Here is a 15,700-nt window from a genome sequence, read left to right on the forward strand (position 1 = left end):
AAATCTTATAGAAAAGATGAAAGTTTTTCTGCTTACTCAAAATAAATGAATATATTAATGATATGCAAAAAATGTCTAGAAAAACCTTCTGTTGTTTTTTCTAAAAATACCATAATGTGATTCAATTATATGCCCCTCTATATAATATCTGAGCTTAATACAACATACAATATCAGTACAATTTTTTACTGTCTCTATATAGATATGATCACTCTGAGTACAATTAAGCCCCTAATTTCGTTCGGGGCCCTGAGCTCTATGCCCTCCCCATCCTCTATATCAATATTATCATCTAATATTATGAAAAAAGATCCTGCAAATATCCATAATTTGTCCAAAAAACAAATAAAGATACTACATTATATGTTATCGATATAATCATAAAGTAAACGACTAGCATAACACTATCATAATCAATAAATTTTATTTATAACATAACTTACAATACTGTAGTACAATCTATAACAATTATTATTGTATAGCGTCTTTTATACTTAGACGAACACGACCTTGTCTATCAACTTCTAATACTTTTACTGGAATCTCCTGACCAACTTTTACATAGTCATTAACTTTTTCAATGCGTTTATCAGCAATCTGAGAAATATGTACTAAACCCTCTTTGCTACCACTAATTGCAACAAAAGCACCAAAATCCACAATGCGTGTAACCTTACCATTATAAATACGACCTACTATAATTTCTGCAGTAATTTCTTCAATACGACGAATAGCATATTTCGCTTTATCATCATTATTAGCCGCAATTTTTATCGCACCATCATCTTTAATTTCAATACTAGTTCCTGTTTCTTCGGTTAGCGCCCGAATTACTGAACCCCCTTTACCAATTAAATCTTTGATTTTATCAATACTAATCTGAATAGTATGCATGCGAGGAGCAAACTGGGATAGGTTATCACGAGGTTTGCTAAGCGCCTGATCCATCACGCTAAGAATATGTAAACGTGCACCCTTGGCCTGAGCAAGCGCGACCTTCATGATTTCACGCGTGATCCCTTCAATTTTTATGTCCATCTGAAGCGCAGTGATACCTTCTCTACTACCTGCTACTTTGAAATCCATGTCACCTAAATAATCTTCATCACCTAAAATATCAGAGAGAACGACAAAATTCATATCATCTTTTACTAAACCCATAGCGATACCAGCCACTGCAGACTGAATAGGGACACCAGCATCCATTAATGCTAAAGATGCACCACAAACGGACGCCATAGAAGATGAACCATTAGATTCAGTGATCTCAGAGACTACACGTACTGTATATGGAAAAGAATCTCCTTTTGGCATCACAGACAAAATACCTCTTTTAGCTAAACGACCATGACCAACTTCACGTCGTTTAGGTGAACTCACAGCGCCAATTTCACCAACAGAATATGGAGGAAAATTATAGTGGAACAGGAAATTATCACTACGCTCTCCCATTAACTCATCAAGATTCTGTGCATCACGAGCAGTACCAAGTGTAGCGGTAACCAATGCTTGGGTTTCACCACGAGTAAATAACGCTGATCCATGCGTACGTGGCAATATACCCGTACGTATATCTAAAGCACGAATCATGTCTTTTTCACGACCATCAATACGTGGCTCACCACGCAAAATACGATTACGTACAATCTTTCTTTCTAAAGAGTGCAAATAATCATTAATTCCATAAAGATCTAATTCTGGATTTTCTGATAATATTTCTGCGCTTACTTCAGATTTAATGCGGTTCACCTGTACATACCGCTCTTGCTTCTGAGTAATATGGTAAGCCTCACTTAAACGAGATTGAGCTAAATTATCTATCCAAATACGCAGTTTATCACTGAGAATTTCTGGATGCCAGTCCCATTTTGGTTTACCTGCTAAAGCAACTAAAGAATTAATATTCTCAATCACAATCTGTTGTTGTTCATGCCCAAATACTATAGCATCTAAAACATGATCTTCATTTAATAACGAAGCTTCAGATTCAACCATCAAAACTGCTCTTTGAGTCCCAGAAACTACTAAATCTAGCGTACTTTTTTTTAACTCATCACTAGTTGGGTTTAAAACGTACTGGTTGTTAATATAACCAACACGTGCAGCACCAACAGGTCCATTAAATGGCAAACCAGATAATGCTAAAGCAGCAGATGAACCAATCATAGCAACAATATCTGGATTGACTTGAGGATTAACAGAAACTACGGTAGCAATCACCTGCACTTCGTTAAAAAATCCTGCTGGAAATAACGGTCGCATTGGACGATCGATCAAACGTGAGGTTAACATTTCATTTTCACTTGGACGTCCCTCGCGTCTAAAAAAACTACCGGGTATGCGACCAGCAGAATAAGCGCGCTCCTGATAGTGCACGGTCAAAGGAAAGAAATTTTGACCTGATTTTGCTGTTTTTTCTCCAACTACAGTGACAAATACCGTAGTATCGTCCATGCTAATCATAACAGCTGCAGTAGCTTGACGCGCCATCATTCCAGTTTCAATGGACATCATATTTTGGCCATATTGAAATTTTTGTATAATCGGAATAAGCAAAATTAGTTCCTTAATATTAAGTCTTGAGTATAGTAACTACTATAACTGGATCTACTTAGATAGATCATCATGTCACTTGTTGATATAAACACATTAGCAACTGACTACAGTCATTAGATTATGAAATTCCTTGTCATTGTCATCAATCACGTATTCAATAAAAACTGCGCTGAATTATATAAAATAATACCTACCTCTAACTTTTATCACATACAAAATAGTCAATGATCCCTCTGAGGCAAGCATGAAAGACATCAATCATATAATCAAAAAAGACCTTTTACTAGCGTCTCAAGTTCAAGAGATCAATCAAGCGAGTATAACGAGAAATCTTTTGACGTTTAAGATAATCTAGTAACTTACGACGCTTTGATACCATACGAAGCAATCCTCGCCGACTATGATGATCTTTTTTATGCTGAGAAAAATGACCTTGTAAATGATTAATCTGTGCAGTAAGAAGTGCAACTTGCACTTCTGTCACACCACTATCATAAGAATTACGACCAAAATCAGAGATAATTTGTGCTTTTATTCTGGTGTTTAGAGACATAAGATAACTCCAATTTTCTAAAATCTATACAAGAATTCTAACTGATAACTCCAATACTCTATACATCCTCTAGATAAAGTATTTGATAGTATGTAGTCTTATAAAAGAGAAATGTGCAAGCATTCAAGTTTTTTTAGAATATTTGTAGCATAAGATAACCATTTTTCTTTAAGCTAAAACTAACAAGTCTAATGATAAAAATAACAATAAACTACATAGATAAAAAAAATAAACTTTAATGATAACCTTTATAAAATGTGCATTTTTAATGCAACACTTCTGCTTTTCTATTAATCTTAAATGTGCTATCCAAAAAATATTTAGATACAAGCCTACGTGGTACTAATAGACTGTTATTAATAATTTCTCCTATTCCAAGAAAATTAGACTCTAGACCTTCAGTAACACGCACTAACCCATTGGCTGGTGAATTCAACAATGATACTGAGCAACCATTTTTTAAATGTTGCGCCATGATACTTGATAAATTAATCAAGGGATAATTAGAAACCGGACTATCCATGGGCATCAATAGAATATCAAGAAAGTTCTGTGACGCGAGACCGATATCTTTTGCATGATTAATAATTTTCTGAAGAGATTGCATTGTAATCATCTGAGTCATAAGATAATGAGAAACTTGTAAGCGACGCAAATAACTTACATGTGCACCACAACCTAGCTTTTCACCAAGATCATCGATAATAGTTCGAATATATGTTCCTTTTGATACACGAAGATCTAGCTCTATTTCGTTTCCTTCACAGCGTATACATTGTAACATATTTACTACAATCTTACGTGATTTACATGGCACATGCACTCCTGAACGGGCATATTCATATAATTTACGTCCCTTATATTTAATCGCTGAATACATTGAAGGAGTTTGCTGTGTTTCACCACGAAAACTATCTAGAGCCTCCTTAAGCACTTTAGTAGTAAACATCACTGGGCGCTCGCTCAATAAAATACCACTAGAGTCTGATGTATCAGTTTTTTGTCCAAGTCTGGCAATGACACGATAATGTTTATCTGAATTTAATAAATACTGCGCGAACTTAGTGGACTCACCTAAGCAAATAGGTAACATACCTGTTGCTATCGGATCCAGTGACCCAGTATGACCCGCCTTCCTCGCATGATATATGCGCTTTACTTGTTGCAACGCCTGATTGGAAGAAACCCCGTAAGGTTTATCTAAAAGTAAAACTCCATGAACATTGCGCCGAAGGTCATAGATATTTTTCATAACTGCACTGAATCTAGTGCCAATGATTGTTTTAATGCAATCTCACCTTCTTGATAACTTGGAGTAATATTAGAAACTAATTTAGAAATACGCATACCTATCAAGAAAGAATTGTCATGGTAAAAACTAAGCTTAGGCGTCATTCTGATATTCATTGTTTGACTCAATAAAGTACGTATATAACCCGAAGCCCTAGATAAAATTTGTAAATTAAATGCTATCTCTACTTCATTTTTATCCTGAAGAAATGTCACAAATACCTTTGCGTATGCTAAATCACGGGACACAGAGACACTAGATACGGTAATCATACCATCTAACCGTGGATCTCTTATTTTACACTGTAAAATGATTGCAATCTCTTTTTTTATTTCTTGAGCAATACGTTTCAGTCGACCAAATTCTTTTGCCATCTTTTAAATCTCCATGTACTGTACTTAGTCATACACAATTCCTTTCGTGCGTTACATTAATAAAAAACTAATCTTATATTGTGATAAATACTAATATTTTACATACTATCTATACTTGATTAGTAATTAACCAAGAGTACGTTGAATTTCAAAAATTTCAAATACTTCAATCATATCCCCGATATGTACATCATTATAGTTTTTAACACCAATGCCACATTCAATACCATTACGCACTTCGTTAACATCTTCTTTAAAACGACGTAAAGATTCTAATTCACCTTCATAAATTACTATATTATTGCGCAAAACTCGGATAGGATTATGACGTTTAATAATTCCTTCAGTGACCATACAACCAGCAATAGCGCTAAATCGAGGAGACTTAAATACATTGCGCACCTCTGCTAAACCTATAATTTGTTGTTTATACTCAGGACTTAACATACCACTCATAGCTAGTTTTACTTCATCAATAAGATTATAGATCACAGAATAGTAACGCAGATCTAAATTCTCTTCATCAATTATTCTCCGTGCTGTGGCATCAGCTCGGACATTAAAACCTATTATAATAGCACTAGATGCAGCTGCTAGTGTAGCATCAGTTTCAGTAATTCCGCCTACACCAGAGCCAATGATCTTTACTTGTACTTCGTTACTGGATAATTTTACTAAAGATTCTGAAATTGCTTCGACTGAACCTTGCACATCAGCCTTTAATACAATATTCATTTCAGATATCTTACCTTCTTCGATGTTAGCAAACATTTTTTCCAGCTGCACTTTTTGTTGTCGCGCTAATTTTACTTCACGGAATTTACCCTGTCGATACAGCGAAACTTCGCGTGCTTTCTTTTCGTCACGTACTACTGTGGCTATATCACCGGAAACCGGTACACCAGACATACCAAGAATTGTAACTGGAATCGATGGCCCTGCTGTTAACACTTCGCAACCATTTTCATCTCTCATGCCACGAATACGTCCATACTCCAAACCACATAATACAATATCACCTTTTTTAAGTGTACCTTCTCTTACCAGAATAGTCGCTATTGGACCTCTTCCTTTATCTAAAAAAGACTCAATAACTATCCCACCTGCCATACCTTGATGTGCCGCAGTAAGCTCCATAATCTCAGCTTGCAGCAAAATAGCTTTTAAAAGGTCATCAATACCAGTACCGATTTTAGCAGAAACGTTGATAAAAATATTATCACCTCCCCAATCCTCTGGAATAATTCCATACTGTGTTAATTCCTTTTTAACGCGCTCTGGATCAGCGTCCGCTTTATCACATTTATTTACTGCGACTAAAACAGGTACGCTTGCTGCTTTTGCATGCTGAATCGCTTCTACAGTTTGAGGCATAACACCGTCATCTGCAGCTATCACTAGAATTACAATATCTGTAATTTCTGCACCACGTGCCCTCATGGCAGTAAAAGCTGCATGACCTGGTGTATCCAAAAAGGTTATCATGCCATTGACAGTTTCTACGTGATATGCACCGATATGCTGAGTAATACCACCTGCTTCACCTCGAGCTACTTTAGTAGAACGAATATAATCTAACAATGAAGTCTTACCATGATCTACATGACCCATGATAGTTACAACTGGCGCCCTAGATTCAAGGATAACATTAGTATCTCGATCACTCATAAGCGCAGCTTCTAGCGCATTTTCACAACGTAACGTCACTTTATGACCCATGTCCTCTGCCACTAACTGTGCAGTATCCTGATCAATGATTTGATTAATTGTTGCCATAGCACCTAATTTCATCATAGCTTTAATTACTTGGGAGCTCTTAACAGCCATCTTATTAGCTAACTCTGCCACGGTAATAGTTTCACCAATAATCACATCTCGATTAATAAACTGAACCGGTTTATTAAAACTCTGATGTAACAAGCTGGGTTTACGCTTGCCAAACTTTCCACCACGTATCTGGGCGCGCGCTTCTTCGCGATCAGTTTTGGCCTCTGCGTGCTTGTTGCCCTTTTTTCGAACATGAACCTTGCTTGTTCTAATAGCACGACTACGTCGATCACCCTCCACTTGAGCATCGTTTTCATCCTCTGCTTCTCGCGCATGTGTTGAAGTAGTCAGATGATAATCTGTGGCATCTTCAATATCTTTCGTTACTGACGTCCATTCTTCACCTTTTTCTTCTGCCATTTGACGTGCCGCCGCCGCGACTTGCTTAGCAGCTTGTTCGATCTTACGATGCACTTCTTCTTCAGACTTGCGTTTCAATTCAGCAGACTGCGCTTCACGACGGGCCTTCTCGGACTGAAAAATACGTAATGCATCAGAAGTCTCTTTTTTGTTACCTTGTGATTCATCTATTACTTGATATTTAGATACATTAGCTTTTTCAGATTTGAATGCACTACTATGTGAATGTTGTACACTATTTGGAAATTTAGAATGCGCTTTCATTTTAGGATTGTTATTACTTGACTCTATTATGACACGTTTTTCTTGTGCTAGCGCATCTTCCTGTTTAGTGCGCACTATGGATTCTTCTCGTACAAAAGAAGATAAAACGCTCTTTGTATATGTTCTTTTTTTACGTACTTCAATGTGAACCGACTTGCTTTTGCCTCCGGTTCCAAGAATACTTAAAGTACTTCGCGTCTTACGCTGTAAGGTTAATTTACCAGATCTAGCATCATCATTGTGATTAAGATAAGCAAGTAGCATCTCTTTTTCATGCTGACTTACAGAGTCATGTACAGACTTTTTTATCCCTGCATCAGAAAACTTCTGCACTAGACGTTCTATTGGCATTTGAATCTCTGCGGCTAATAATTTTATAGTTACATCTGTTGTCATACTATCCCTTCCTGCTACAGTGGATTACGCATCAGAGCCGAACCAACATATATTGCGTGCAGCCATAATTAGTTCACCAGCGCGAAATGTATCGGTTAGTCCATCAATATCTGAGAGATCATCTACACCCTGTTCGGCAAGATCTTCCAAACTACATACCCCTTTTTCTGCTAGCTTAAAGGCCGTTTCCCGATCTAAACCAGTGAGATTAAGTAAGTCCTGAGAGGGTTGTGCTATCGCACAAGCTTCTGTTTTAGCAAGCGCAAGAGTAGTTAATACGTCTTTAGCTCGGCTTTGCAACTCTTCTACACAACCTGCATTTAAACCATTAACCGCTAGGATCTCATGAATTGGTACATAAGCTAATTCTTCTAAAGAAGAAAATCCTTCCTCCACCAAAGCAGTAGCAAAAGTTGTATCAATATTGAGATACCTAGTAAAAACATCAATAGCAGCATGCTCTTCGGCTTGATGTTTAGCTTGTAAGTCTTCCATTTTCATAACGTTAAGACTCCATCCGCTAAGCTGTGAAGCTAGACGTACATTTTGCCCATTCCGACCAATAGCTTGGGCTAAATTTCCAGATTCTACAGCAATATCCATAGTGTGACTATCTTCATCTACAACAATGGAAGAGACATCTGCAGGCGCCATGGCATTAATCACAAACTGTGCAGGATTATCATCCCAGAGTATGATATCAATACGCTCACCACCTAGTTCACTAGACACTGCTTGAACACGTGCGCCACGCATACCTACACAAGCTCCCACAGGATCAATACGCCTATCATTAGTTTTTACAGCAATTTTAGCACGCGAACCAGGATCTCTAACAGCAGCTTTAATTTCTAATACTTCTTCAGCGATCTCTGGTACTTCAATACGAAATAGTTCAATAAGCATCTCAGGTCGAGATCTACTAATAAATAATTGAGTACCACGAACCTCAGGGCGAATGGCATACAAAACCCCACGAATACGGTCGCCAACGCGAAAATTTTCTCGAGGTAACATGTCTTCACGAAGCACTAATGCTTCGGCAACAGTGTTCGATCCATGGTTTAAACGAACCTCTAGTGAGATATGATCACGAGTAACTTTTTTGACCGTGCTCGTAATAATTTTACCTTCTTTTTTCCGAAATTTATCAATAATCATTGCACGTTCAGCTTCACGCACTTTTTGAACAATAACCTGTTTTGCAGTCTGAGTTGTAATGCGATCAAAAGTAACAGATGCGATTTGTTCTTCAATAAATTCACCTATAGAAAGAAGCGAATCATCATAGCGTGCCGCTTCTAGTGTAATTTCACAGGTAGGCTGTATAACTTTTTCGACAATTAGCCAGCGACGGAATGTTTGAAAAGATCCAGTTTTTCTATCGATACTGACGCGTACATCAATATCTTTTTCATATTTTTTTTTAGTAGCTGTTGCGAGCGCACTCTCTAGCGCTTCGAAAATCTTCTCACGTGGAAGCGACTTCTCATTAGAGACAGCTTCTACAACAGCTAAGATTTCTTTGTTCATCCTAGTATGCCTCAATCTGGACTTTAAAAGGTGGACAACCACGTTCTTTTCTAGATATTACTCAACTCGCATACTGTCTTTTACTGTATATATAGTAACAGTTACCATATTTTTTGTAGCAACTGCATGACATCTCTCCAATCTCGAGGTATTATAAACCTCTTCTAAATAACACTCATACGCAATCTTATCTTTTACAATATACACAACCTTTTAAAAAATCTCAAAAATAGACCATTTATCAAAAAAATCAACCATATTATATATAAGAATAGTTGCATCTTTCTTTAAAGGAATATATATCCCCTACTAGTAATATAACGCTTAAAATAGGCTAATTTTTTTGTAACAGTCTAATTCTATACGTGAAGATATTGGAATTTTTGACTACTATACTTGAGATCTGTCGGAAAAATTAGGAAATAATATTATTTTTCTATTGATATATTACGAGGCAAAGTTATATTTTTCATATAACATAAGCTTATAGATACAAAAAAAGGGCACCTAGCCCAATTATTCTTCTTTTTAATAAAAAAACCCCGAAATTTTTCGGGGTTGATTACAACTAGACATTTGTAACCCGTTAACAATATATCTGCGCCGCCAATGGCTTTATTATAAGTAAGACTGATATATTCAAATCCAATATATATCAGATTCTATCTTTCAAGGCACTGATGTAAAAAAATGGTTGCGGGAGTCGGATTTGAACCGACGACCTTCGGGTTATGAGCCCGACGAGCTACCAAACTGCTCCACCCCGCTGTTTATTATAAACATTTTCTAAGAAAATTAGCAAGTAAAATTTCACTTGGTACCGAGGACGGGACTTGAACCCGTAAGCTCATACGAGCACTACCACCTCAAGGTAGCGTGTCTACCAATTCCACCACCACGGCAATTTATTGATTGATATCACTTAAATAAAATTTATATTTAAAATAAACTGCATCTACATATATTAAAAACAGAATACCGATCCTGATCTTTAATTTTTCACGACACTCTTTTTTATCGCTAAAGGTGCTAATGCAGCGGTTTTGGATTGAGAAAAACCTATAAATTCATCTATATTTTGAGTCTTTCGACTGTTAATATTTCCAAAAATCAAACTAAGAAAAAAAAATAATATTGCTAGAATCGGAATGATTCTACGAGTAATAAAATTATCTGATCCATGAGAGCCAAATAGAGTATTTGATGCGCCGGCTCCAAATGATGACCACATAGAATACCCATTATTATTCTGTATTAATATTAAGCTCACTAAACTAATAGCAATAAATAAATAAATTATTAAAAGAGCTTCGTACATAATAAGCCTTTTTTTATCTTATATTCAGATTATTTATACATAAATTCAAATATATTTTTATTATTCTGTTATCAAACTCTTAAAAATATATTGAATACTTTTAGACATTTCACGCTAAAAAAACAGAAGCAAAACTCTACTAATAATATCAATATATATTATTATCAAATGCAATAAAATTAAAATAATCGCTATTATCTGCAATAATAATATATAAATACATTATCAGCTAATATTTCAATATAAAGCCCCCAAAAGTCTACTCTTGTTGTCACTAAAATCTTTATGCCAATACCCGGCACCCCTAAAGATCTATAAATTTATAATGGAATTTTATATATTCATTTCTACAGCTCATAACAACTGACAGCTAAACCATAAAAACACCAAATTTTATAAATATTATTATATAAAATTTTTACCTGTACTATTTACTCAATAATAATAAAAATTACTCAAAAATATCACATAGCACTCTTAAATACTGAATATAACATTAATCTTTAATAAGAATTAATAAACATTAAAAAATCCACTAATATTATATATATTAACTACACTAAGAAATAATTACATAAAAAATTGTATTATATTTTAAACATATTAATAAGTATGATATGAATATTATCTTTATATAAAAATATAATTAAAAAATTTCTAAACACATATTATAGAGCACCTATTAACATAATTACTAAGAGAATTCTATACAATATCTTTAATTATAAAATAAACTTATGATTATAATCATATACTTTTTTAAAAAACGCAATATATATTCTATATAATGTAAGTAAAAATTTCTATTATATTTACAATTTTTACAAAATGAAATTCTAAGTAATAAACAACCTTTGGTTCTCTAAAAAAACTCTCTAGTATACATTATATCTTCATGTAATATTAACTTAATAAAAATATACAATCTACTCTTATTACTAAAATTCACATACATCACTATAAGTTTTTATGCTTCTTATAACCTCTTGCACTTCATGAGCAATATAATTAGAAACCAAACCTACCTGAACCTCGTCTTCACCCTCAACCATAATACGTATTAATGGCTCGGTACCAGATACACGCAAAATAATACGTCCTTTTTCTTGTAATTCTGCTTTAGCTTTAGCTGTTACTAATTTAATGTGAACATTATCTAATAGATTTTGATGACCAATAAACGGAATATTTACTAATTTTTGTGGAAATAAAGTAATATCTCTACACAAATCATGCAAACTTTTACTAGAATATAACATAATAGCTAGTACTTGCAAACCAGCTATAATTCCATCGCCTGTTGTTGTCTGATCTAACAAAATAATATGACCAGAATTTTCTCCTCCTATCCGCCAACCCTTTATATTCAACATTTCTAACACATGTCGATCACCAACTTTTGTGCGAAAAAATGGAATGCGTAACTCTTTAAGAGCTAACTCTAGCCCCTGATTACTCATAAGGGTACCAACAACTCCACCTATGAGCAAGTTCTTCCGTAACTGTTCTCGAGCAATTAAATATAAAATTTGATCACCATCTACTGCACATCCCATGTGATCAACCATAATAACGCGATCACCGTCTCCATCATAGGCGATTCCAACATCGGCATGCTCTGCCACTACACGTTTTTGTAATAAACAAAGATCAGTTGAACCACAATGTTTATTAATATTTATACCATTAGGTTCTACACCGATAGAAATTATAGTTGCCCCAAGTTCCTCTAAAACATTAGGTGCAATATGAAATGTTGCGCCATGCGCACAATCGACTACAATCTTTAATCTATCAAGAGTAAGCTGACTGGGAAAAGTTCTTTTACAAAATTCAATATATTGACAAGCTGCGTCAAGAATATAACCGGAACGTCCTAATACATCTGACTCTACACAAATCAATGATTTTTCCATTTCATATTCAATCGCATTTTCTTCTTTATCCGAGAACTTACCCCCATTAGTTGAAAAAAATTTAATTCCATTATCATAAAAAGGATTATGAGAGGCAGAGATAACAACCCCTGCTGCAGCACGAAAAATACGCGTAAAATATGCAATAGCTGGTGTTGGCATCGGCCCAGTAAAGGATGAAGATAAACCTGCCGCTGAAAGACCTGCTGCTAAAGATAATTCTAACATATCACCAGATATACGTGTATCTTTACCAATAATAATTTTTCTAGATCCAGATTGAGACAACACCTTACCTACAGAAAAACCTAACTTTAAAAAAAAATCTGGAGTTATAAGTAAATTGCCTGCTTTACCGCGAATACCATCTGTACCAAAATATTTACATATTCTCATTATATTATTGATCCCTAGCAGAACGCACCGCAGAAACAATCCGTAGCGCCTCTACGGTTTCTCTAACATCATGCACGCGTAGAATATGAGCACCCTGTATAGTTGCAATGATAGCGCCAGTAAGACTACCAATTAAACATTGTGTCGAATTTGTATGCAAAATCTGGCTAATCATACTTTTACGAGACAAACCTACTAATAATGGTAAATGAAACTGATGAAAATCCGATAAATACGCTAACAATTTATAATTATGTATAATACTTTTACCAAAGCCAAAACCAGGATCTAATAATAACTGTGATCTTTTAATGCCCTGTTTCTCGCAACGAGAAATGTGTTTTATAAAAAAGTTTTTTATATCACATAGTACATCATCATAATAAGGTAAATACTGCATATTATATGGCTGACCTTGCATATGCATAAGACAGATTGGTAGATCTAATTCTTCTGCTGTACATAACGCGCCAGGCAATTGCAAAGAATAAATATCATTAATCATATGAACGCCAGCGCGAGCAGCTTCCTTCATCACTTCTGGTTTAGATGTGTCTACTGAAATCCAAATATCAAAACATTTTACAAGTGATTCAATAATTGGTATTACACGTGCGAGCTCTTGATCCACGCTCACTGATAAAGCACCAGGACGAGTTGATTCGCCTCCAATATCAATAATTGTGGCACCAGCATTAATCATCTCCTCCACATGCGCACACGCCTGATCAAGATTATAATATGTACCACCATCAAAAAAAGAATCGGGAGTGACGTTTAATACGCCCATAACATGGGGATGCGACAAATCAAGCACGGCATCTCTGGCGTATAACTTCATTATAAAGCGCACCTCCTCGTAATTAAGATAAATATAATCATGGTATATTCAAGTATAGATAAAAGTTAAACAGTTAAAATAACAATATAATGTATTATTTCTCACTAAATTGTTCTAATATAGTATTATCTAAATCTGATATATTAGTCTGATCAACTACAGATGCAGCTTTTGGTGTTTTATTGTTCTTAGAATTATCTATGTCACTAGCATCCTCCCAGCCTGCCGGAGGCCGTACCGTACGTCGTGACATTAAATCATCAATTTGTAGTGCATCAATAGTTTCATATTTCATTAATGCATCTTTCATTGCATGCAATATATCTATATTTTTATATAGCAGTGTACGTGCGCGCTGATAGTTAATTTCAATTAGAGATTTAACTTCCTGATCAATAATACGTGACGTTTCATCAGACATATGTTTAGTTTTTGCAACAGAACGACCCAGAAAAATCTCACCCTCCTCTTCTACGTACAATAGAGGACCAAGTTTTTCTGAAAATCCCCACTGCGTTACCATATTTCTAGCAATAGATGTAGCCATCTTTATATCATTAGAAGCACCAGTAGAAACATACTTCATGCCATAAATAATTTCTTCTGCTAGACGACCACCATATAAAGTTGATATCTGACTTTCTAGCTTTTGTCGACTAACGCTAATCACATCACCCTCGGGCAAGAAAAAAGTTACACCTAACGCGCGGCCACGAGGAATAATAGTTACTTTATGTACTGGATCATGCTCTGGGACTAAACGACCAATAATTGCATGACCCGCTTCATGATATGCGGTAGACTCTTTTTGGTTGTCTGTCATAACCATTGATCGCCGTTCTACGCCCATCATAATTTTATCTTTAGCTTTTTCAAATTCAATCATAGAAACAACATGCTTATCGCTACGCGCAGCAAAAAGAGCTGCTTCATTTACTAAATTCGCTAAATCTGCACCAGAAAAACCAGGCGTACCTCTCGCAATAATAGCCATGTTAATATCATCTGATAAGGGAACACAACGCATATGCACTTTCAGAATCTGCTCACGACCCCGTACATCGGGTAATCCAACAACAACTTGTCGATCAAAACGACCAGGGCGAAGTAAAGCGGGGTCCAGTACATCAGGACGATTAGTTGCTGCAATTACAATAATACCTTCATTACCCTCAAAACCATCCATTTCCACGAGCATCTGATTAAGTGTCTGCTCACGCTCATCGTGACCGCCACCTAAGCCAGCACCTCTTTGACGACCTACTGCATCAATCTCATCGATAAATATAATACAAGGTGAAGATTTCTTAGCCTGTTCGAACATGTCACGAACACGAGAAGCACCTACACCAACAAACATTTCTACAAAATCAGATCCAGAGATTGTAAAAAATGGAACTTTAGCTTCACCGGCAATTGCTTTTGCTAGCAATGTTTTACCAGTACCTGGAGGACCGACCATTAGCAAGCCTTTGGGAATTTTACCACCAAGTTTTTGAAATCGACTCGGTTCACGCAGATAATCTACCAGTTCGCTAACTTCTTCTTTTGCTTCGTCGCAACCAGCAATATCAGCAAAAGTAGTTTTTATTTGATCTTCAATTAACATACGTGCCTTGCTCTTTCCAAAAGACATCGCACCTTTGCCGCCGCCAACCTGGACTTGACGCATAAAAAAAACCCAAATACCAACGAGTAAAAGCATGGGAAACCATGAAATAAAAATCGATCCTAGAAAGCTGTGCTCTTCTAGTGGTTCCCCGACTACCTTCACATTTTTACTTAATAAATTATCAAGCAGCTTTGGGTCATTGATGGGGATATAAGTAATATATCGATGATTGTTTCTTTTGATAACATTAATCTCACGCCCATTGATACGCGCTTCACGAACTTGATCCTGATTAACTTCCGACAAAAAGGTTGAATAATCAACCCTACGGCCATTTGACTCACTGGGTCCAAAGCTCTGAAAGACAGACATTAGAACAACTGCAATAACTAGCCAGAGAATTAAGTTTTTTGCCATATCACTCAAGTGCTTAACCTCATATTACAATGGTATTAATAAATAG

General features: G+C 35.7%; 10 protein-coding genes and 2 tRNA genes. All 12 read right to left on the bottom strand.

Features of this window, described 5'->3' with window-relative positions:
* Positions 1-471: 471 nt before the first annotated feature.
* Entirely contained in the window at positions 472-2,556 is a 2,085-nt protein-coding gene (pnp, locus tag ERCIPSPA2889_RS02525; protein WP_157989275.1) for a polyribonucleotide nucleotidyltransferase, read from the bottom strand.
* A gap of 283 nt (positions 2,557-2,839) precedes the next feature.
* Entirely contained in the window at positions 2,840-3,109 is a 270-nt protein-coding gene (rpsO, locus tag ERCIPSPA2889_RS02530; protein WP_157989276.1) for a 30S ribosomal protein S15, read from the bottom strand.
* 265 nt (positions 3,110-3,374) lie between these two features.
* Entirely contained in the window at positions 3,375-4,361 is a 987-nt protein-coding gene (gene truB / locus ERCIPSPA2889_RS02535) for a tRNA pseudouridine(55) synthase TruB (RefSeq protein ID WP_157989277.1), read from the bottom strand.
* Positions 4,358-4,774 carry a 30S ribosome-binding factor RbfA gene (rbfA, locus tag ERCIPSPA2889_RS02540; RefSeq protein WP_157989278.1) on the bottom strand — a complete coding sequence of 139 codons (417 nt, stop codon included), beginning with the start codon at positions 4,772-4,774 and terminating at the stop codon, positions 4,358-4,360. Before rbfA ends, truB begins: the two co-directional genes overlap by 4 nt.
* 126 nt (positions 4,775-4,900) lie before the next feature.
* Complete coding sequence (gene infB / locus ERCIPSPA2889_RS02545; RefSeq protein WP_157989279.1) at positions 4,901-7,621, bottom strand: translation initiation factor IF-2; 2,721 nt, start codon at positions 7,619-7,621, stop codon at positions 4,901-4,903.
* A 24-nt stretch (positions 7,622-7,645) separates the two neighbouring features.
* Positions 7,646-9,154 (bottom strand): transcription termination factor NusA, encoded by a 1,509-nt coding sequence (gene nusA, locus ERCIPSPA2889_RS02550; RefSeq protein WP_157989280.1) that lies wholly within the window; start codon positions 9,152-9,154, stop codon positions 7,646-7,648.
* Between the two features lie 691 nt (positions 9,155-9,845).
* A tRNA-Met gene (locus tag ERCIPSPA2889_RS02555) sits at positions 9,846-9,922 on the bottom strand.
* 47 nt (positions 9,923-9,969) lie between these two features.
* A tRNA-Leu gene (locus ERCIPSPA2889_RS02560) sits at positions 9,970-10,056 on the bottom strand.
* 89 nt (positions 10,057-10,145) lie between these two features.
* Positions 10,146-10,472 carry a preprotein translocase subunit SecG gene (gene secG, locus ERCIPSPA2889_RS02565; RefSeq protein ID WP_157989281.1) on the bottom strand — a complete coding sequence of 109 codons (327 nt, stop codon included), beginning with the start codon at positions 10,470-10,472 and terminating at the stop codon, positions 10,146-10,148.
* A 938-nt stretch (positions 10,473-11,410) separates the two neighbouring features.
* Positions 11,411-12,784 (bottom strand): phosphoglucosamine mutase, encoded by a 1,374-nt coding sequence (gene glmM / locus ERCIPSPA2889_RS02570; RefSeq protein WP_157989282.1) that lies wholly within the window; start codon positions 12,782-12,784, stop codon positions 11,411-11,413.
* A 4-nt stretch (positions 12,785-12,788) separates the two neighbouring features.
* A complete protein-coding gene (gene folP, locus ERCIPSPA2889_RS02575) occupies positions 12,789-13,625 on the bottom strand; it encodes a dihydropteroate synthase (protein ID WP_157989283.1) in 837 nt (278 codons plus the stop codon).
* 94 nt (positions 13,626-13,719) lie between these two features.
* Complete coding sequence (gene ftsH / locus ERCIPSPA2889_RS02580; RefSeq protein WP_157989284.1) at positions 13,720-15,654, bottom strand: ATP-dependent zinc metalloprotease FtsH; 1,935 nt, start codon at positions 15,652-15,654, stop codon at positions 13,720-13,722.
* Positions 15,655-15,700 lie beyond the last annotated feature (46 nt).

Source organism: Candidatus Erwinia haradaeae (genome assembly GCF_900698985.1).
In the GTDB taxonomy this organism is placed as follows: Bacteria; Pseudomonadota; Gammaproteobacteria; order Enterobacterales; family Enterobacteriaceae; genus Erwinia_E; species Erwinia_E haradaeae_B.

What these genes read in the sequence shown, in the direction of transcription:
- rpsO (WP_157989276.1), bottom strand. Translation starts at nt 3,109, where the DNA reads ATGTCTCTAAACACCAGAATAAAAGCACAAATTATCTCTGATTTTGGT.
- truB (WP_157989277.1), bottom strand. Translation starts at nt 4,361, where the DNA reads ATGAAAAATATCTATGACCTTCGGCGCAATGTTCATGGAGTTTTACTT.
- rbfA (WP_157989278.1), bottom strand. Translation starts at nt 4,774, where the DNA reads ATGGCAAAAGAATTTGGTCGACTGAAACGTATTGCTCAAGAAATAAAA.
- infB (WP_157989279.1), bottom strand. Translation starts at nt 7,621, where the DNA reads ATGACAACAGATGTAACTATAAAATTATTAGCCGCAGAGATTCAAATG.
- nusA (WP_157989280.1), bottom strand. Translation starts at nt 9,154, where the DNA reads ATGAACAAAGAAATCTTAGCTGTTGTAGAAGCTGTCTCTAATGAGAAG.
- secG (WP_157989281.1), bottom strand. Translation starts at nt 10,472, where the DNA reads ATGTACGAAGCTCTTTTAATAATTTATTTATTTATTGCTATTAGTTTA.
- glmM (WP_157989282.1), bottom strand. Translation starts at nt 12,784, where the DNA reads ATGAGAATATGTAAATATTTTGGTACAGATGGTATTCGCGGTAAAGCA.
- folP (WP_157989283.1), bottom strand. Translation starts at nt 13,625, where the DNA reads ATGAAGTTATACGCCAGAGATGCCGTGCTTGATTTGTCGCATCCCCAT.
- ftsH (WP_157989284.1), bottom strand. Translation starts at nt 15,654, where the DNA reads ATGGCAAAAAACTTAATTCTCTGGCTAGTTATTGCAGTTGTTCTAATG.